General features: G+C 65.3%; 18 protein-coding genes. 10 read left to right on the top strand and 8 right to left on the bottom strand.

All coding sequences use genetic code 11. From position 1 onward, the window contains the following. The 3 genes from B2Z70_RS00370 to B2Z70_RS00360 form a co-directional block, all read right to left on the bottom strand. Positions 1 to 444: Hsp70 family protein (locus B2Z70_RS00370; RefSeq protein WP_292979865.1), on the bottom strand; the 444-nt coding region annotated here is incomplete at its 3' end. A 232-nt stretch (positions 445 to 676) separates the two neighbouring features. Further along, on the bottom strand, positions 677 to 922 hold the full coding sequence (locus B2Z70_RS00365; RefSeq protein ID WP_292979863.1) for a hypothetical protein: 246 nt from the start codon (positions 920 to 922) through the stop codon (positions 677 to 679). 111 nt (positions 923 to 1,033) lie between these two features. Further along, a complete protein-coding gene (locus B2Z70_RS00360) occupies positions 1,034 to 2,530 on the bottom strand; it encodes an FMN-binding glutamate synthase family protein (protein WP_292979861.1) in 1,497 nt (498 codons plus the stop codon). A 48-nt stretch (positions 2,531 to 2,578) separates the two neighbouring features. Here B2Z70_RS00360 and B2Z70_RS00355 point away from each other — a divergent pair, with 48 nt between their 5' ends. From B2Z70_RS00355 to B2Z70_RS00345, 3 genes are all read left to right on the top strand, one after another. Then, entirely contained in the window at positions 2,579 to 3,244 is a 666-nt protein-coding gene (locus B2Z70_RS00355; protein ID WP_292979859.1) for an alpha-ketoglutarate-dependent dioxygenase AlkB, read from the top strand. Between the two features lie 111 nt (positions 3,245 to 3,355). Further along, positions 3,356 to 3,724 carry a YMGG-like glycine zipper-containing protein gene (locus B2Z70_RS00350; protein WP_009802493.1) on the top strand — a complete coding sequence of 123 codons (369 nt, stop codon included), beginning with the start codon at positions 3,356 to 3,358 and terminating at the stop codon, positions 3,722 to 3,724. A 192-nt stretch (positions 3,725 to 3,916) separates the two neighbouring features. Beyond that, positions 3,917 to 5,278: a serine hydrolase gene (locus tag B2Z70_RS00345; RefSeq protein WP_292979857.1), complete on the top strand. Its 1,362-nt coding sequence runs from the start codon at positions 3,917 to 3,919 to the stop codon at positions 5,276 to 5,278. An 8-nt stretch (positions 5,279 to 5,286) separates the two neighbouring features. Here the strand turns inward: B2Z70_RS00345 and grpE are convergent, their stop codons facing one another. Both grpE and hrcA read right to left on the bottom strand, forming a co-directional pair. Continuing rightward, positions 5,287 to 5,904, bottom strand: coding sequence for a nucleotide exchange factor GrpE (grpE, locus tag B2Z70_RS00340; RefSeq protein WP_009802491.1), 618 nt, complete (start codon positions 5,902 to 5,904; stop codon positions 5,287 to 5,289). Positions 5,905 to 5,966: 62 nt separating this feature from the next. Further along, entirely contained in the window at positions 5,967 to 7,034 is a 1,068-nt protein-coding gene (hrcA, locus tag B2Z70_RS00335) for a heat-inducible transcriptional repressor HrcA (RefSeq protein WP_040612622.1), read from the bottom strand. Between the two features lie 122 nt (positions 7,035 to 7,156). Here hrcA and rph point away from each other — a divergent pair, with 122 nt between their 5' ends. Further along, positions 7,157 to 7,873, top strand: coding sequence for a ribonuclease PH (rph, locus tag B2Z70_RS00330; RefSeq protein WP_292979853.1), 717 nt, complete (start codon positions 7,157 to 7,159; stop codon positions 7,871 to 7,873). Between the two features lie 21 nt (positions 7,874 to 7,894). On the opposite strand, the gene B2Z70_RS00325 is transcribed toward rph, so the two are convergent. Then, complete coding sequence (locus tag B2Z70_RS00325) at positions 7,895 to 8,125, bottom strand: helix-turn-helix domain-containing protein (RefSeq protein WP_009802488.1); 231 nt, start codon at positions 8,123 to 8,125, stop codon at positions 7,895 to 7,897. Positions 8,126 to 8,143: 18 nt separating this feature from the next. Continuing rightward, complete coding sequence (locus B2Z70_RS00320; RefSeq protein WP_292979850.1) at positions 8,144 to 8,695, bottom strand: DUF2975 domain-containing protein; 552 nt, start codon at positions 8,693 to 8,695, stop codon at positions 8,144 to 8,146. Positions 8,696 to 9,132: 437 nt separating this feature from the next. Here B2Z70_RS00320 and rdgB point away from each other — a divergent pair, with 437 nt between their 5' ends. Further along, on the top strand, positions 9,133 to 9,738 hold the full coding sequence (gene rdgB / locus B2Z70_RS00315; RefSeq protein ID WP_009802485.1) for an RdgB/HAM1 family non-canonical purine NTP pyrophosphatase: 606 nt from the start codon (positions 9,133 to 9,135) through the stop codon (positions 9,736 to 9,738). Continuing rightward, positions 9,735 to 10,895, top strand: a complete 1,161-nt coding sequence (hemW, locus tag B2Z70_RS00310) for a radical SAM family heme chaperone HemW (RefSeq protein WP_292979848.1) — start codon at positions 9,735 to 9,737, stop codon at positions 10,893 to 10,895. The genes rdgB and hemW overlap by 4 nt, the downstream gene beginning before the upstream one ends. Here hemW and B2Z70_RS00305 read toward each other — a convergent pair. Further along, complete coding sequence (locus B2Z70_RS00305; RefSeq protein ID WP_009802483.1) at positions 10,892 to 12,346, bottom strand: penicillin-binding protein activator; 1,455 nt, start codon at positions 12,344 to 12,346, stop codon at positions 10,892 to 10,894. The two genes, hemW and B2Z70_RS00305, sit on opposite strands and share 4 nt — an antisense overlap. A gap of 111 nt (positions 12,347 to 12,457) precedes the next feature. On the opposite strand from B2Z70_RS00305, the gene B2Z70_RS00300 reads away from it, so the two are divergent. The 4 genes from B2Z70_RS00300 to B2Z70_RS00285 all read left to right on the top strand — a co-directional run bounded on the left by B2Z70_RS00300 (position 12,458) and on the right by B2Z70_RS00285 (position 17,168). After that, positions 12,458 to 12,844 (top strand): YraN family protein, encoded by a 387-nt coding sequence (locus B2Z70_RS00300; protein WP_292979845.1) that lies wholly within the window; start codon positions 12,458 to 12,460, stop codon positions 12,842 to 12,844. 93 nt (positions 12,845 to 12,937) lie between these two features. Beyond that, positions 12,938 to 13,546, top strand: coding sequence for a BON domain-containing protein (locus B2Z70_RS00295; RefSeq protein WP_009802481.1), 609 nt, complete (start codon positions 12,938 to 12,940; stop codon positions 13,544 to 13,546). Between the two features lie 200 nt (positions 13,547 to 13,746). Then, positions 13,747 to 15,300 (top strand): YifB family Mg chelatase-like AAA ATPase, encoded by a 1,554-nt coding sequence (locus B2Z70_RS00290; RefSeq protein ID WP_292979842.1) that lies wholly within the window; start codon positions 13,747 to 13,749, stop codon positions 15,298 to 15,300. Between the two features lie 23 nt (positions 15,301 to 15,323). Then, on the top strand, positions 15,324 to 17,168 hold the full coding sequence (locus B2Z70_RS00285) for a response regulator (RefSeq protein ID WP_292979840.1): 1,845 nt from the start codon (positions 15,324 to 15,326) through the stop codon (positions 17,166 to 17,168). Positions 17,169 to 17,170 lie beyond the last annotated feature (2 nt).

Below are 17,170 nucleotides of genomic sequence, written 5' to 3'. Positions count from 1 at the left end.
GTCGTTGAAGTAGGCCGGGACGGTGATGACGGCTTTTTCAACTTTCGAACCCAGATAGCTCTCGGCGGTTTCCTTCATTTTCTGAAGGATGAAGGCGGAAATCTCGCTCGGCGCGTACTTCTTGTCGCGGCCTTGCACCCAGGCGTCGCCATTGGGGCCCTCGGTGATGGTGTAGGGCACCATGTCAACGTCTTTCTTCACGGTCGGATCGCTCATGGTCCGGCCGATCAGGCGCTTGATGGCGAAGAAGGTGTGGTCCGGGTTGGTCACGGCCTGGCGCTTGGCGGGCTGGCCGATCAGGCGCTCGCCGTCTTCCGTGAAGGCGACCACGGACGGGGTGGTCCGCATGCCCTCTGCGTTCTCGATCACTTTCGCCTGGTCACCGTCCATGACGGCGACGCAGGAGTTGGTGGTCCCAAGGTCGATCCCGATAACTTTGCTCATCGCGTGCGTCTCTCCTGTTTAGCGGCGGGGCGGGGCGGTGGTGAGAAGCCCGAAGCGCTTCCCTCTCGCCGGGAGCCGCCCCCCTATTGGCTCGCGTTCAAAATTTCAACAATTTGGTCTTCAAGCGACTGCTCTCCGACCCGTTCGATCGTCTTCACTTTCACGACTTTGTGAAAAGCCATGCGTGTCATGGGGCGATTTAGGAAGGCGGGTGCGGGGACGCAAGGGCTGCTTACGCATTCAGGCGGTTATGCCGCCATATCCGGTGCAGTGAGAGCGCAACGCCGAGTATGAAGGGCGGCGTGAAGATGATCGGCGTACGGCGCGCCACGGCTTCAGGCAGAAACAACAGGTCGCGCACCCAGATGTCATCAGGCGCGTCCGACAGGGCGCGAGCCCAGCTCTGGAAAATGCAATCGCCGTCATTGAGAAGCAGGCCCAGGCCAATCAGCACGGGAAGACCGATGAAGACCGGCAAGGCGCGGCCCCTGGCCGGTCAGCGCAAACCGCCAGGTTCCGAGGATGCAGAGCACCGCCAGGGCATAGATCAGGGAATGCGCGACCTGCAGGACCAGAAGCATGGCGAGACCTAACGGGTCTCTACCTGCGGATAGGGCATGATCTCGTCCAGCGGCCGGGTGCGCCCGTCCGCCTCGACGATGCGGACATGCTTGCGCTTGAGCGCGCGCGGTTCGGGCACGCCGCAGGAATGGGCGATCATCTCCACATCCTTGATCATGGCCTTGGCGTATTCCGCGGCCTTCACCGACTTTTCTTTGGGCTGGAGCCCGCGCTGGAGCGATTTCTTGTGGGTGGTGACGCCCGTCGGGCAGGTGTTCTTGTCGCATTTGAGCGACTGGATGCAGCCGATCGAGAACATGAAGCCGCGCGCGGACACCACCGCATCGGCGCCCACCGCCAGCGCCCAGGCGACGCCGGCCGGGGTGATCATCTTGCCCGAGACAATCAGGCGGATGCGGTCCTTGAGCCCCTTGCGGATGAGGATGTCGCATACGAGCGGCAGGGCTTCACGCACGGTCAGGCCCACATTGTCCATCAGCGGCATGGGCGCAGCCCCGGTGCCGCCATCCGCGGAATCGATCGTGATGAAGTCCGGCGCGCTCTCGATGCCGCGTTCCCAGATCTCGTCGCACAGCTCCTCCAGCCAGCCATAGGCGCCGATCACCGTCTTGATGCCGGCAGGCTTGCCGGTGACGCTGCGCACATGGGCGATAAAGTCCAGCAAGGAGCCATTGTCGAAGATTTCAGGGTGGCGGTTGGGCGAAATGGAATCCCGCCCCTGTTCGATGCCGCGGATTTTCGCAATCTCACGCGTCACCTTCTCGCCGGGCAACAGGCCGCCCTTGCCCGGCTTGGCGCCCTGGGCGAGCTTGACCTCGAACATGCGCACCTGCTCGTGAGCGGCGATCTCGCGCAGCTTGTCATCCGACATCAGGCCCGCCTTGTCGCGCACGCCGTACTTGGCCGTGCCGATCTGGAAGACGATGTCCCCGCCCCCTTCCAGATGCATCGGGCTCAGCCCGCCCTCGCCGGTATTCATCCAGATTCCCGCCTTCGCCGCGCCCAGCGACAGCGCCCGCACGGCGGGTTTTGAGAGAGCGCCATAACTCATTCCGGAAATATTGAAGACCGAGCGGGCATGATACGGCTTTTCGCAATAGGGGCCGAACTCGCACGGCTGGGTCTCGGCCACATCCTGTTCCAGCACCGGATAGGCGCAATTGACGAACAGCACTGTTCCGGGCGGGGTCAGAAGCTTGGTCGACCCGAAGGGTATGATGTTGCCCGTGCCCCTGGACATGCGCGCCACGGCTTCACGCTCGGCGCGGTTGAAGGGCATTTCCTCGCGATCCAGGGCGAACATGTAGGCGCGGAAGAACTCGCCGAGCTTGATGAAGAGCGACCGGAACCGCCCGACGACCGGATAATTGCGGCGCACCGCATCGGCGGTCTGGGTGCGGTCAGCCAGCCATATCAGGACAATCAGGGCGGCAAAGAGCCCCACCAGCAGGATGAAGAGCTGCGCCATCACCCCCAGAACATCAAGCGCCCAGGACGGAACCATATCTAATCCCCTATAGTTGCGGTCGTGAGCCTATCGGGTTCAACGATAATGCTGAACCATGCTGGCGGCTATGTGAAAGCGTGTGATGACTCCATGATCGAAACGGCGGACGGCTTCAGACTGCTCAGCGGTCATTTTGACCGGCAGGCGCAATCGCGTCTCGCCGCCGAAGTGCTGGACCGGGTCGCGCGATCGCCATTGTATCAGCCCGCCATGCCGCGCACCGGCAAACCGCTGAGCGTGCAGATGACCAATCTCGGTCCGCTGGGCTGGATGACCGACAAGGACGGCGGATACCGCTATCAGGAACACCATCCCGTGACAGGCGCGCCCTGGCCCGACATGCCCGAGGCGCTTCTCAAGCTGTGGCGTGAGGTGTCGGGCTGGCCCGATCCGCCCCAGGCCTGCCTTGTGAACTGGTACGGGCCGGACGCCCGGATGGGTCTTCATGTGGATGCCGATGAGGATGCGCAGGACGCGCCCGTCGTTTCGGTGTCCCTGGGCGACAGCGCGCGTTTCCGGCTCGGCGGTCCGGATCGCAAGGGTCCGACGCGCTCTGTGCGCCTCAATTCAGGCGATGTGGTCGTGCTGGGCGGCCGGAGCCGCCGGTTTCACCATGGCGTGGACCGGATCTTCGCCGGCAGCTCGACGCTGCTGCCTGAAGACTGGCGTCCGGGACGATTGAACCTGACTCTCAGACGGGTCCGGAACTAAATTTTCAAAGTTTCACGCTGTGGCCTTTTTTCCGCCTCGGTCTGAAACAAACTTCGGTGTTAAGCGTTTTTGCTGTGAGGCGCGCCAAAGCGTCATCAAGGGAGACTGGGTATGAAAAAGATTCTGATCACCATGATCGCCGCTGCGCCGCTGGCTCTGAGCGCCTGCGCCACCAACCAGGGCGTCCAGGGCGCCGGGATCGGCGCCGGCGTTGGCGCCGTCGCCGGCGCTGTCATCGGCAACAATGTGGGCTCGGGCAACGCCGAGACCGGCGCGCTGATCGGCGCGGGCGTCGGCGCCGCCGCCGGCGCAGCCTATGGCTGCTCGCGTCCGGGCGGTTGCGGCCATAACGCCAATAATCCGAACCATTCCGAACTGGTCTATGACCAGTATTCCAACCGGTACTACTATACCGATTACCGGACTGGCGCGACATTCTGGCAGAATGGCGAGCCGCGCACCCGCGCGCCGCGTCGCTAGGCCTGCGCCAAATCCAGAGAGAAAAGGGCGGCTCGATGAGCCGCCCTTTTTGTCATGCGGCCCGGCCGGGCAATCCCCGTGGCCGGAAAACACAGTTCGTCTGGATTACAATCTTCTCATGAAATGAGTTTCACTTGCACTCACAGGCTGTGCTCCTAGCGTCCTCCCCGATCATTCATTCCGGGGGACGCCATGTATTCAAATATCCTGACCAGTCTGGCTCTGCTGGTCGCCACACCGTCTGCGTCACCTCAGCCTGAACTGGCGAACGCCTTGAGGTCCGAGATCGAGGCCATGCGGCGGTCTTATGACGTTTCCGGGCTCGCGGTCAGCGTGGTCGAGGGCGATCATGTCATCCTGTCTGAAGGCTTCGGGCGTTTTGAGGACGGCCCCGCAACCGAGGACTCCCGATGCGGACTGTTTTCCGCCACCAAGGCCCTGTCCGCTTTCACCCTCGCCTCGCTCGTAGAAGATGGCGCGATTGATCTGGATGCGCCTCTGGGCGAGCTGCTTGAGGAGAGCCCCGACATCTGGCGCGGTATCCCGCTCTGGCGGCTGTACAATCACACCAGCGGTCTCGCCATGATCGTCAACCGGGACGCTTTCGGCGACATTGTCGAGGACCCCGAAGCGGGCAATGCCGAAATCTACGAGATTGTCCGGGACCTGCCGCTCGATTTCGAGCCGGGCGCCCACTCCCGGTACCAGCAAAGCGGTTATGCGGTGGCTGAAATGATCGCCGAATCACGTTTGGGCCTGAGCTGGCCCGTGCTGATGGATCAGCATCTGACCGGTCCGGCCGGGGCCACGCACACCGTTCAGGAGGCGCTGGCGAGCGGCGCCAAATCGGTCCCCATGATCAGCTCGGCGGGCGGTTATCTGACGACCGCGTCCGATATGGCGCGCATCTTTCAGGCCCTGAACGCTGGCGATATCGCAGAGCGCGCCTTTCTGGCCGATCTGCTGTCGGATCCGCGCTTCGTCCAGGACGGATACGGGCTCGGCGTTATTCTTCAGGATGTCGCCGGCGAGCGGACCGTCGGGCATCGCGGCGGCGGCGCTCGGGCCAATCTGCGCTACGCCCCCGATGCGGGCCTTGGCGTGATGACCTGCACCGACCAGGTCGGCAATCGCGAACTGACCATTCATGTGGCCGACATGGTGATGCGCGCGCTTCTGACAGGGCAGGCGCCGCGCCCCCATATCGCCAGCCTGCTCTATGACTCAGAGGACCGCTCGGCGCAGGTCCTGGTCAGCCTGTTCGAGCAGGAGTGGCATGATCCCGATACCCGCTATGGCTTTGACGGCGCCGAAGCCGTCATCAATGCGATGGGCTATGACCGACTGGAAGCAGCTCCGGACGAGGCGCGGACGCTCTTCGCACTGAATGCCCGCACCTATCCGGACTCGGCGAATGTCTGGGATTCGCTGGCCGATGCGCAACTGGCGCTTGGCGAAAACGCCGCCGCGCTTGTGAGCATGCGGCGCGCGCTCAGCCTGCAGCCCGGAAATCCGTATTTCCAGAGCCGTGTCGCCGAGCACGCGCCGGATTAAGGCTCTGCCTAGGCGCTGACGTCCACGCCGCCGCCGGTTTCACCACCGCTTTCGGGCGGGGCGGCAGGGCCGGCGCTGACCACGACCATGGCGGCGCGCAGGGTGCGATCGCCGATCTTGTAGCCCGGCTGCATCACATGCGCGATCGCGCCCTTGGGCTGATCCGCCGGGATCTGTGCGGCGGCCTGGTGCAGGTTCGGATCAAGCGGATCGCCGGGGGCGGGCTCGACCTTCTTCACGCCATGGCGCTCCAGCGTGGAATGCAGACGACGCTCGGTCATCTCCACGCCCTCCAGCAGCGTCTGGAGCGCCTCGCCGGCCTGGGCCTTGGCCTCATCGCTGATCGAGGACAGGGCGCGTGACAGATTGTCGGCCACGTCCAGCATGTCGCGGGCAAAGCCGCTGACGGCGTAGGCGCGCGTGTCCTTCACCTCACGCTCGGCGCGCTTCTTGGTGTTTTCCATCTCCGCCAGCGCGCGCAGCAGCTGATCTCGCAGCTTGGCGGCTTCTGCAGCCGGGTCCGCCTCGTCGCTCGCGGGCGCGTCTTGTTCAACCTCGGCGGCCTGGGCCTCCTCGGCGTTGAGGTCAGCGTCTTCGGTTTCGGGGGTCTGGTTTTCGTTGCTCATGCGTGCGGTCATTCAAGGCTAGAGGGTTATCCGTCAACCCGGGAGAGTCACCCGGACGGGTGTTAGCGGGGGCTGGCCAGAAGACGGCCAACCAGTTGTGCGGTGTAATCCACAATGGGGATGATGCGGGCATAGTTCAAACGCGTGGGGCCGATTACCCCGATCGCGCCGATGATCTGGTTGTCCCGATTGCGATAGGGCGCGACGATCACCGACGAGCCCGAGAGCGAAAACAAGGGGTTTTCCGAACCGATGAACAGGCGAACGCCCTGGGCCTGCCGCGCCTCGTCCAGCAGGGACAACAGCCCTTCCTGACGCTCGATATCGTCAAACAGCATGCGGATGCGCTCGAGATCCTCCGCCGCCTCCACGCTTTCGAGAAGCCGTGACTGGCCGCGCACGATCAGGGTGCGCTGTTCGGGCCCCGCCCAGTCTGCAAGTCCGGCCTCCACCAGAGCCGAGGCGGCGCTGTCGAGCTGGGCCTGCTTGGCGGAGATTTCCTCGCGGATCGCGCTCAGCGCTTCTGACAGGGTCCGTCCGCGCAATCGCGCAGACAGGTAATTGCCCGCCTCGATCAGGGCCGCCGGCGGCAGGCCGGGCGGCGGACGCATCAGGCGGTTCTCGACATTGCCGTCCTCGGTGACCAGCACCGCCAGCACTTCAGTCGGAGACAGATTGACGAATTCCACATGGCGCAAGGGAGCGTCATGGGCCGGGCTCGCCACCAGCCCCGCCCCGCCCGCTAGGCCGGACAGGAGATTTGAGGCTTCGGTCAGCACATCCTCGGGGCGCTTGCCCACAGCGGATACGCGGCTGTCGATGGCGTGACGGTCATCGGCTTCAAGGTCGCCGAGCTGCAGCAGCCCGTCCACAAACAGGCGCAAACCGGCATGGGTGGGCATGCGCCCGGCCGAAACATGGGGCGAGGCCAGAAGGCCCGCCGCCGTCAGGTCGGCCAGCGTATTGCGGATCGAGGCGGGCGACAGGTTGAGGCCCGAGGTTTTCGACAGCGTGCGAGATCCCACCGGCTCTCCGGTGTCGAGATAGGTCTCCACCAGATCGCGAAAGATCGAGCGGGAGCGTTCATCGAGCGCCATCAGGCTTGAGGGTGAAGACGTCGAATGGGTCATGGCGCCTCAAGAGTTAGTGTCGCCCCTTCAGGAGCGCAATCGCCAAGATCGGGTGCAAAGCGCTTTGCGCGTCATGCCGGGCTCGGTTAACACAGGAGCCAAATCAGAACCTGGAGAACACCATGCGCCCTGAAGGCCGCCAACCTGACGCCCTGCGTCCGCTCAGCTTTGAAATGGGCTGGTCCCCCTATGCCGAGGGCTCGTGCCTGATCAGCTTTGGCAACACCAAGGTGCTGTGCACGGCCAGCGTCGAGGACAATGTGCCGCCCTGGCTGCGCGGTCAGGGCAAGGGCTGGGTGACCGGAGAGTATTCCATGCTGCCCCGCGCCACCCATCAGCGCACCCGCCGTGAAGTGCAATCGGGCAAGCCGTCCGGCCGCACGCAGGAAATCCAGCGCCTGATCGGTCGCTCCCTGCGCGCCGCCGTCGATCTCAAGGCGCTCGGCGAGCGCCAGATCGTGGTCGATTGCGATGTGCTGCAGGCCGATGGCGGCACCCGCACGGCGGCGATCACCGGCGCCTGGCTGGCGCTGAAAGCGGCCGTTTCGTATCTGATGGAAGAAGGCGTTCTCAAGGCCGATCCGGTCATCGCCCAGATCGCCGCGGTCTCCGCGGGCGTCGTCAATGGCGACTGCGTCCTTGATCTTGAGTATGAAGAGGATCGTGTCGCCGAGACCGACGCCAATTTCGTGCTCACCTCCACCGGCGGGGTGATCGAGGTTCAGGCCACGGCGGAAGACGCGCCGATGACCCAGGAGCAGTTCGACCAGATCTTCGCGCTCGCCCGCAAGGGCGTCTCTGATCTGTGCGCGGCCCAGCTCAAGGCGCTCGGTCAGTAATTCGGGGGTCAGGCGGGCGACCTAGTCGTCGTCCGCCTCGTCCTCATCGCCTTCTTCGAACACCAGAAGGTCGGCCGGCTGGCAATCGAGCTCCCGGCACAGCGCCTCGAGCGTCGAGAACCGGACGGCCTTGGCCTTTCCGGTTTTCAGGATCGACAGATTGGCCATGGTGATGCCGACGCGGTCGCACAGCTCGGTCAGCGACATCCGGCGGTCGAGCAGCATGCGGTCCAGGGTGACGCGAATGGGCATGAACTGATCCGCGCTCCCTTAAATCGTGAGTTTCTGTTCTTCACGCATGCGAGTGCCTTCGCGGAAAATTTCCGCCAAGACAAGCATGGCGAGCACAGCAAACCAGGCGCCCAGATTCAGGCTGAATTCGGGAACGACGCGCGCTCCGCCCTCGATGGGACGCCCCAGCAGGGTGATCATCAGGGACAGTACGCCATGCGCGCCGTAATGCAGGAGCTGATAGACGGCGATGCCGATGGCGATCGAGCGCAAATGATTGGAGTTCTCTTCCACAAACGGATCGCCGGCGATCAGGGTCGCCATGATGCGGCGCAGACGGTCGACCACGAAGGTCACCGCGGCCAGCGCCATGATCGCAAGGGGAAGCGCCAGAACCACATCCATCGCCAGGAACTGGCGGATGCTGGAGGGCAGATCCGAGCCAAAGCCCAGAAGGCGGTACAGACCGCCAAACACAATGACGACGATAATGAGACTGGCCAGTCCCAATACCGCCCAAAGCAGATAATAGACGATGTCGAGGAGGATCTTCAGCAGTGAGGCCAGCGATCCCTGACCAAGCGTCTTCATGCGTCCCCCAGGGCGTTGCTATTCGGACCTTCAGCCGGGCGGCGAGACGTCTTCCGCAAGGGGAGGAACGGCGCGTCTCGTCTCACCCGGCCTACGATCCGGACCTTCATTAGCCGACCATCGAGGTGATCGCTGCGGCCATGCCGGCGAAAACACCTGCGACCAGAGCCAGATTGATCACCATCGCGATAGCGCTGTGACCGGCATTGTTTTTGGACCTGACCATCTCATACTCTCCTAAGTCTCTTGTTTGACCAACCAGTTTCCGAAGCCGTTCCGATCCTTGAGCGCCGGGGGTCTTCGGTGCGGCCGGGGTGTTTCCCCCTCGCCACGAGTATCTATGTAGACCACGCCCTATCGCTTCGCAACAAAAAAATATCGAAAATCGATATGAATTTTTCGAAAGGCGATATGCGTCAATGACAGGACAGCCCGAAATGACCCTCTTTTCAGCAGCCCCCAAATGGGCGATTGCGAGCCATAACAAAGGCAAAATCAAAGAGATAGCCGAGCTGATCGCCCCCTATGGGCTGGCTGCCGAAGGGGCGGAATCCCTGGGTCTTCCAGAGCCTGAAGAGACTGAAAAAACTTTCACTGGCAATGCGCTTTTGAAGGCGCGCGCTGGCGCCGAGGCCTGCGGACTGGTCTCTCTGGCCGACGATTCCGGGCTGGAAGTCACCGCGCTCGACGGCGCGCCGGGCATCTATTCCGCGCGCTGGGCCGGAGAGCCGCGCGATTTCCACGCCGCCATGGAGAAAGTGCGCCGCGAACTCGAAGCGAGGAACGCCACCGATTACAGCGCCCGCTTCGTCTGCGCTCTGGCGCTCGCCCATCCCAATGGCGAGACCCGCGTCTATGAAGGCGAGGTGCGCGGCCAGCTCAGCTTCCCGCCGCGCGGCGAGAAGGGCTTCGGCTATGACCCGATCTTCATCCCCGACGGCCATGAGCTGACCTTTGCGGAGATGGATCCGGCGATAAAACACGCCATGAGCCATCGCGCCCATGCCTTCAGACTGCTGGTCGAGGATATCTTCGGCGCATGATGTCCGCCCCCGCCCGTCTCGGCCTTTATGTCCATTGGCCCTATTGCGCGCGCATCTGCCCGTATTGCGACTTCAACGTCTACAAGGCCGCCCATGCGCAGCCTGAGGCGCTATTGGACGCCATGCTGAGGGATCTGGCGCACTGGCGCGCGCGTTTGGGCGCGCGGCCGGTCCACAGCGTCCATTTTGGCGGCGGCACCCCGTCGCTGATGGAGCCCTCCGCCATTGCGGCCATTCTGGAGCAGGCTGACGCCCTGTTCGGCCTCGCCCCGGGCGCCGAGATCGGGCTCGAGGCCAATCCCATGGAGCATGAGCGCTTTGAAGGGATTGCGGCGGCCGGTGTGGAGCGCCTGTCGCTGGGCGTGCAGGCCCTTGATGATGACAGCCTCAAGGCGCTCGGCCGGGATCATGACGCCCGCACCGGTCTACAGGCGCTTGAGCGCGCACAATCCCTGTTCAAGCGCATCTCCCTTGATCTCATCTATGCGCGCGAGAACCAGACCCCGGAAGGCTGGCGTGCTGAACTTGAAACCGCGCTGGGCTTCGAAACCGGGCACATGTCGCTGTATCAGCTCACCATCGAGCCGGGCACGGCGTTCGCGCGCAAGCTCAAGCGCGGCGCGCTCACCCCGCCGCCTGACGATGCGGCGGCGGACATGTACGCCCTGACCCAGGATGTCTGCGCCAGCGCGGGCCTGCCCTCCTATGAGATTTCCAACCATGCCCGCAGCGCTGCCGACCAATCGGTGCATAACCGGCTCTACTGGGAAGGCGAGGACTGGATCGGCATTGGTCCTGGCGCGCACTCGCGCGTGGGGGCGCACGCGTCAGGCGGACGCGGCGGCGCGGCGGCCCATCGCCGCCCTGAACACTATATGGAAGGCGTTCTGTCTGGTGACGGCCATGAGCGCGAAACGCTGGACGCCGAAGCGGAATTCATCGAGCGCCTGCTAATGGGAATCCGACTGACAGGCAGCGGACTGGACGTCGCCCGGCTGCACGCCCTGACCGGGCTGTCGCCAGACGCCCAGGGGCTTGCGCGCATGACCGCCCAGGGGCTGATCAAGGCAGGCGACTCAGCACTTGTGCTGACCGAACGCGGCCGCGCCTTCGCCGACCATGTGGCCGAAACGCTGATCCCTGATTTCGGGGACTAGAACGCAGGCTCGTTCACCGGCTTGTCGGCATCGGTCTCGTCGGTCGGAACGGGCGGACCAAAGCGCTGCGGCGCCGGGTCCAGCACGCGGAAACCGCCGCCTCGCACCGTGTAGACGGCGAGCCCCCGCTCGATCGTCCCATCGGCGCGGAACCGGAACAGCCCGTCCACGCCCATGAAGCCATCCGGCGCGCCCAGCTGATCCGGGCCGTAACCGTTATCGGCCAGCAGCGCGGCCAGCGAGGCTGCATCATAGCCAAGGCCGGCGATCCGGGACGGCTCTGCGCCATAATACTGGGCATAGACGGTCTCGAACCGGGTGCGGGCTTCGGGATCCGGGCCGGCGAACCAGCCATTGGACAAGGCCGGTTCACGCGCCAGCGAGTTGTCGAGCCACTGGCCGGTGCCGATGAACTTCACCAGCAACGGATCAATGTCCTGATAGAGCAGGACCGGGGCCAGCATGCGTAGCTGATCGCCGCCTTCCGGCAGCAACACCACCTGGAAAGGAGAGGCAGGCGAGGGCGTCCAGTTCGCGCCGCTCATGGTCGCCGCTTCGGCCGGATCCAGTTCTTCAACGCCATAAGAGGCCAGACGCGCGGCGGCTTCGGTCATCGCAGACACGCCGCCATCATAGAACTGGCTCGAAACCAGGCCCGTATCGAAGGTGCGCTCGACAAGCCGCGTTTCCGCGTCTTCCTCGTCGGAGACCGGCTCCTCGATCATGACGGTTTCGGGCATCGGATACTCGCCCAGAAGGTCCAAGATCGTTTGCGCATAAGCCGACTGGGTGACCTGGCCATAGGCGGAAGCCGGCCCGATGAAGGCGAACCGGGTCGCGCCCAGAGCGCCCACATATTCAGTGACGCGCCGCACTTCCTCATCCGGCGGAAAGCTGAGCTGATAGACGCCGTCGCCGGCGACCGCGCTGGACGAGGACAGGCTGAGCAGGGGCACGTCCGCTTCCCGGGCGACTTCGCCCGCCGCTGCGACGGCCTGCTGGAACAGCGGGCCGATGATCAGGTCGGCGCCATCGGAAATCGCGGACTGGGCGGCGCGGCGGGCGGTGTCCGGCGAGCCGCCGGTATCCTTGGGCAGCAGGACCAGATTGGAGTCCGCACGCTCAAACACGGCAAGCTCTGCGGCGCGCAGCAATTGCGTGGCTTCATTGCGGGCGGCGGTCGAGGACGCGCTGAACGGCAGAAGCAGCGCCACGCGCACAATGTCGGGCTCTCCCTCGAGAAAGGCCGGCGTGTATCCGCGATCGGCAAGCTCGACAGGCAAGGTGGCGGGCGGCGGCGGGGCGCCGACCACAGGGCGGTCCGGAGCCGTCTGGATCGGGGTGGAGGGCGTTGACGCCGTACAGGCGCCCAGCACCAGCGCGCCGCCCAGAACAACCAGCCCTGCAAGGACTCGCGATGCACCCGTTTTGGATGTATTGTTTTCAACCATGACGGCCACCTTATCCCCCCGGCGAACGCTGACGCGGCCCGCCCCTGTCGGTGCAGAAGCTAACCGTCGACCGCGCAGGGGGCAAGCATGCGGACAGCGTGAGGCCGGACTGTGACGCAGGTCCGGGAACAGGCTGAACGCCGGGGGCGCCGAACCGAAGCCATCAGCGCGCTCTGGCTGCGTCTGAAGGGCTGGCGAATTCTCGACGAACGCGCCCGCACCGGGGTCGGAGAGCTTGATCTCGTCGCCCGGCGCGGCGGCGTTCTCGCTTTCATCGAGGTCAAGCACCGCCCCACCGTGGACGCCGCCCGTCTGGCCATAACCCCCAGACAACAGATGCGCCTGATCCGCGCCGCCAGCCTGTGGCGCAGCCGGCACGCCGGCGTCGATCATCTTCAGCCCCGATTTGATGTCATGCTCTGGCCTGCTCAGGGCTGGCCGCGTCATATTCAGGGCGCCTTCTCGCTGGAGCATCGAGACCTTGATCGCCTGATCTAGCGCCGCTGTCGGCGGTAACGCCCGGTTAACCGTTTTCTCACGCCCGTCAGCTAGTCAGGGGTCCGGTCCTCAGCCCGAAGAAAGGCGCCTGTCATGCCTCTGGTCCGCATTGTCCTTCTGACGACCCTCAGTCTCGCCCTGACGAGTTGCGCCGCCTTTCAGCCCGGTCGCTCGGTCGGGCGACAGATCGACGACTTCAATGCGTCCGTCTCCCTCAAATCCTCCATGCTGCGCGCGGAAGGCTATGCCCTGAACGGGGTGGATGTGGAGATCACCGAAGGCGTGGCGCTTCTGACCGGCCACGCGCCGCGCGCCGAGGACCGGGTCTATGCCGAATGCCTCGCCTGGTCGGTTCAGAGCGTAAGATCGGTGTCCAACGAGATCGAGGTCGGCGGACGGCGCGGCCTCGCCAATGCGACGCGTGATGGCTGGATCACCCAGCAGGTGCGCTCGCGACTTGCCGCTGACAGCGCCATTCGCAGTCTCAATTTCAACATCGAGACCCATTCCGGGGTGGTCTATCTGCTGGGCTTTGCGCGCGACAGCGCCGAAAGCGAACGCGCCGCCGCCCATGCCGCACTCGTGGACGGCGTGGAGCGCGTCGTGGTGCTGACCCGTTCCCCGGATGAAGCCGTCGACCTGCCCGCTCGCGGGGCGCAACAGGCCCGGGTCTGCGATCTGACGCCGGACGCGGCCGAATAGTTCGCGGCGGAAGTGTTAAGATTCAAACGATTGATAGCGCCCGCCTGGGGCGTGCTTGTCCATTTTTCCCCTGTGGGTTGACTGTTTGGCTTCATATATTCTATTAATGTTCCTGTTTTGACCGGCTCTGTTCCCGGCCTTGTGGATAACTCGCGTTAACCGTGTTTTTCGGCTGACCATGTTCATTGAATGAGGGCGCCATGGGTATTCGCACCTTCTCTGCCGCCTTTGACGGCGCCCAGGCGCGGCTCGTCGATGTTCAGGTCCAGATTGCCGGCGGCCTGCCCAATTTCATGATTGTCGGCCTTGCGGACAAGGCGGTGGCGGAAAGTCGTGAACGGGTCCGCGCCGCCTTCGCAGCCGTGGGGCTGTCCCTGCCGTCCAAGCGGCTGATCGTCAATCTGGCCCCCGCCGACCGGCCCAAAGAGGGCGCGCATTACGACCTGCCGATCGCGCTTGGGTTGATGGCGGCCATGGGCGTCCTGCCCACCGACATGCTGGCCGAGCATCTAGTCCTGGGCGAGCTGGGTCTGGACGGCGCGCTCGCGCCCTCGCCCGGGGCCCTGCCCGCCGCCATGCTGGCCCAGGAACAGGATCTGGGTTTCATCTGTCCGGAAAGCTGCGGTCCGGAAGCGGCCTGGGCAGGGGGCGAACTGCCCATCCTCGCGCCTGCCTCTCTGATCCAGCTGGTCAATCATTTCAAGGGCGGGCAGGTGCTCTCCCGCCCCGCGCCAGGCGATCTCATCGAAGCCGGACCCTGCAAGGATCTGCGCGATGTGCGCGGGCAGGAAACCGCCAAGCGCGCCCTCGAAGTCGCCGCCGCCGGCGGCCACAATCTCCTGATGGTCGGCCCGCCCGGCGCGGGCAAGTCCATGCTCGCTGCGCGGGCTCCGGGCCTGCTGCCGCCCCTGACGCCGCAGGAATTGCTGGAAGTCTCCATGGTGCAGTCGGTCGCCGGGCTTCTGGACCGGGGACGCCTGTCGCGCAGCCGGCCTTTCCGGGCGCCGCACCATTCCGCATCCATGGCGGCGATGGTGGGCGGCGGGACGCGCATCCGGCCCGGCGAGGCCTCGCTCGCCCATCACGGCGTCCTGTTTCTCGACGAGCTGCCCGAATTTCACCCGCAGGTGCTCGACAGTCTCCGTCAACCGCTCGAAACCGGCGACATCGCGGTGGCGCGCGCCAATGCCCGCATCACCTTCCCGGCCCGGTTTCAACTGATCGCCGCGATGAACCCCTGCCGCTGCGGCTGGGCCGGAGAGAACGGACAGGCCTGCGCCCGCGGCCCCAAATGCGCCCAGTCCTATCAGGCGCGGGTCTCCGGGCCGCTGCTCGACCGGATTGATCTTCAGATCGACATCCCCCCGGTCACCCCGGCCGATCTCGCACTGCCCCCAGCGCCCGAAGGCACGGCGGAGGCGGCGGCCCGCATCGCCAGCGCGCGCGCCATTCAAATGGAGCGCGGCGCGCTCAACGCCCATCTCACCGGCGAGGCCTTTGATCAATACGCCAGCCCGGACGAGCCGGGCCGCGCCCTGTTGCTCAGGGCGTGCGAAACGCTGGGCCTGACCGCCCGCGGCTATCACCGGATCCTGCGGGTGGCGCGCACGCTGGCCGATCTTGACCAGTCCGAACAGGTGCGACGCATTCATGTGGCCGAGGCGCTGAGCGCCAGACGCGCCAGCGCGAAGGGACAGGCGATCTCCACGCCTGCCGCGCTGAACACGGGCCAGAGCCTTTCGACGCTTCGTTAACACGCGGCGCGTAAACAGGGTTCATGGAGCGTGAATGGGATTCCGACACCAAGACGGCCTGCGCCCAACGCGCCCTTCTGGACGCGATGGCGGAGCTCGTGCTCGCCCGGGATTCCTCGGGCCGCGTCACCGAGGTGAACGCCGCATTCCTGAACGCCTTCGGCGGGTCACGCCAGGACTGGATCGGACGCTGGTTCGCCGTGGCGCCAGCCCCCAGCACAACCGGTCAGCCGCGCCGTTATGACGCCGCCATGCGCACTCGCGCCGGGGCGGCCTGGATTGAATGGTCCGAAACCACCCTCGCCGATGGCGGCACCATCGCGGTGGGCCGCGATGTCAGCGAGGAGCGCCGCGAACGCGCCGAAGCCAGCGAGGCGGCGCAGGGCAAGTCGGTGTTCTTCGCCTCGGTCACGCACGAATTGCGCACGCCCCTGTCGGGCGCCCTCGGCGCCGCCGCGCTGTTGAAGGATAGCGGACTGCATCCCGATCAGGCCGCATACCTTGAGGCCGTCCGCTCCAGCGCCCAGCACGCGCTCAACCTCATCGACGACATTCTCGATCTGTCACGCCTGGAGGCCGGTCGGCTGACCCTGCGTGCGGAACCCGTGGACTTGCGCGCGCTCATCGAGGACGCCTGTGAAATCCTCGCCACGCGCGCGGCCGAGAAAGGCCTGGCGCTGGCCCACGCCATTTCCTCTGACGTGCCCGCAGAGATCCGCGCCGACCCCGCTCGCCTGCGTCAGATCCTGTTCAATCTGGGCGGCAATGCCGTGAAATTCACTGAAACCGGCGGCGTGATCGTTCAGGCCAGCTATCATGATGGCGAGCTGAGCCTGATCTTCAAGGACACAGGCCCGGGCATTTCCAAAACGGATCAATCCACGCTCTTCAAGCATTTCGAACGCGGCGCCGCCGAGCACAACGCCACGCCGGGCGCCGGCCTCGGGCTGGCCATGGTCAAGCGGCTCGCCGAAGCCATGGAGGGCGAGGTCGGGGTCAGCTCCGAACCCGGACAGGGCGCGACCTTCTGGACGCGCTTCCCCGCGCGGGCCCTCGCCCCGCCGCCCGAGGAACGGCCCTTGTCCGGACGGACGATCATCATCGCGTCCGACTCCGCCATAAGACGCGAAGCCCTGCGCCTGAAAGCGGAAGCCCTGGGCGGCGTCGCCCTGGAGACCGAAACCCTCTACGGCATCGAAACCCTGCTGGAAGACGCACAGGGCCCCGCCACGCTCATTCTGGACGCGGACTGGGCCGCGCAGGCGCCGGCGCTCAAGGAGGCCGCGCCGCAATTGCGCATTCTCGTGCTCGCCGAGCCGCGGACCAAGGACCGTTTCACCCGCAAGGACGGACAGCCCGGCATTGATGGCTGGCTGGTGTCTCCGGTGCGGCTGAGCTCGCTCGCAGCCTATGCGCAAGGGCTTGAGCTTGAGGATGAAGTCGCGTCTGCGCCTGTGGTTCCCGAACGGGCGCTGGACGGGCTGACCGTGCTGGTCGCCGAGGACGATCCGGTGAACGCCATGATCGCCCGCACCGTGCTGACCCGGCTCGGCGCCGGTGTGGAGGTGGTCGACACAGGCCGCGCCGCTCTGGAAGCGGTGTCCGGCGGTCGGTTTGACGCCGCGCTTCTGGACATGCGCATGCCCGAGATGAGCGGGCTCGAGGCCGCCGCCGCCATTCGCAGCCTCAGGAGCCATGTTGCAGCCCTGCCCCTGATCGCGCTGACCGCGAACGCCACCGAGGACGACCGCGAAGCCTGCCTCACCGCCGGCATGGACGCCTTCTTGACCAAGCCCTTGCAGCCCCAGGCGCTGATCGAAACCCTCACCGGCTTGTGCGCCCCGCAAAACCGGGCCAGTTTCGGGTGATC

Origin of the sequence: Oceanicaulis sp. UBA6590, from assembly GCF_002433705.1 — a bacterium.
Classification (GTDB): domain Bacteria; phylum Pseudomonadota; class Alphaproteobacteria; order Caulobacterales; family Maricaulaceae; genus Oceanicaulis.
The sequence above is the reverse complement of the archived record's forward strand: the minus strand, read 5'-3'. Positions and strand labels throughout refer to the sequence as shown.

Excerpts from the sequence above, each read along its gene's own strand:
- B2Z70_RS00360 (WP_292979861.1), bottom strand. The coding sequence starts at position 2,530 with ATGGTTCCGTCCTGGGCGCTTGATGTTCTGGGGGTGATGGCGCAGCTC.
- B2Z70_RS00355 (WP_292979859.1), top strand. The coding sequence starts at position 2,579 with ATGCTGAACCATGCTGGCGGCTATGTGAAAGCGTGTGATGACTCCATG.
- B2Z70_RS00350 (WP_009802493.1), top strand. The coding sequence starts at position 3,356 with ATGAAAAAGATTCTGATCACCATGATCGCCGCTGCGCCGCTGGCTCTG.
- B2Z70_RS00345 (WP_292979857.1), top strand. The coding sequence starts at position 3,917 with ATGTATTCAAATATCCTGACCAGTCTGGCTCTGCTGGTCGCCACACCG.
- grpE (WP_009802491.1), bottom strand. The coding sequence starts at position 5,904 with ATGAGCAACGAAAACCAGACCCCCGAAACCGAAGACGCTGACCTCAAC.
- hrcA (WP_040612622.1), bottom strand. The coding sequence starts at position 7,034 with ATGACCCATTCGACGTCTTCACCCTCAAGCCTGATGGCGCTCGATGAA.
- rph (WP_292979853.1), top strand. The coding sequence starts at position 7,157 with ATGCGCCCTGAAGGCCGCCAACCTGACGCCCTGCGTCCGCTCAGCTTT.
- B2Z70_RS00325 (WP_009802488.1), bottom strand. The coding sequence starts at position 8,125 with ATGCCCATTCGCGTCACCCTGGACCGCATGCTGCTCGACCGCCGGATG.
- B2Z70_RS00320 (WP_292979850.1), bottom strand. The coding sequence starts at position 8,695 with ATGAAGACGCTTGGTCAGGGATCGCTGGCCTCACTGCTGAAGATCCTC.
- rdgB (WP_009802485.1), top strand. The coding sequence starts at position 9,133 with ATGACCCTCTTTTCAGCAGCCCCCAAATGGGCGATTGCGAGCCATAAC.
- hemW (WP_292979848.1), top strand. The coding sequence starts at position 9,735 with ATGATGTCCGCCCCCGCCCGTCTCGGCCTTTATGTCCATTGGCCCTAT.
- B2Z70_RS00305 (WP_009802483.1), bottom strand. The coding sequence starts at position 12,346 with ATGGTTGAAAACAATACATCCAAAACGGGTGCATCGCGAGTCCTTGCA.
- B2Z70_RS00295 (WP_009802481.1), top strand. The coding sequence starts at position 12,938 with ATGCCTCTGGTCCGCATTGTCCTTCTGACGACCCTCAGTCTCGCCCTG.
- B2Z70_RS00290 (WP_292979842.1), top strand. The coding sequence starts at position 13,747 with ATGGGTATTCGCACCTTCTCTGCCGCCTTTGACGGCGCCCAGGCGCGG.
- B2Z70_RS00285 (WP_292979840.1), top strand. The coding sequence starts at position 15,324 with ATGGAGCGTGAATGGGATTCCGACACCAAGACGGCCTGCGCCCAACGC.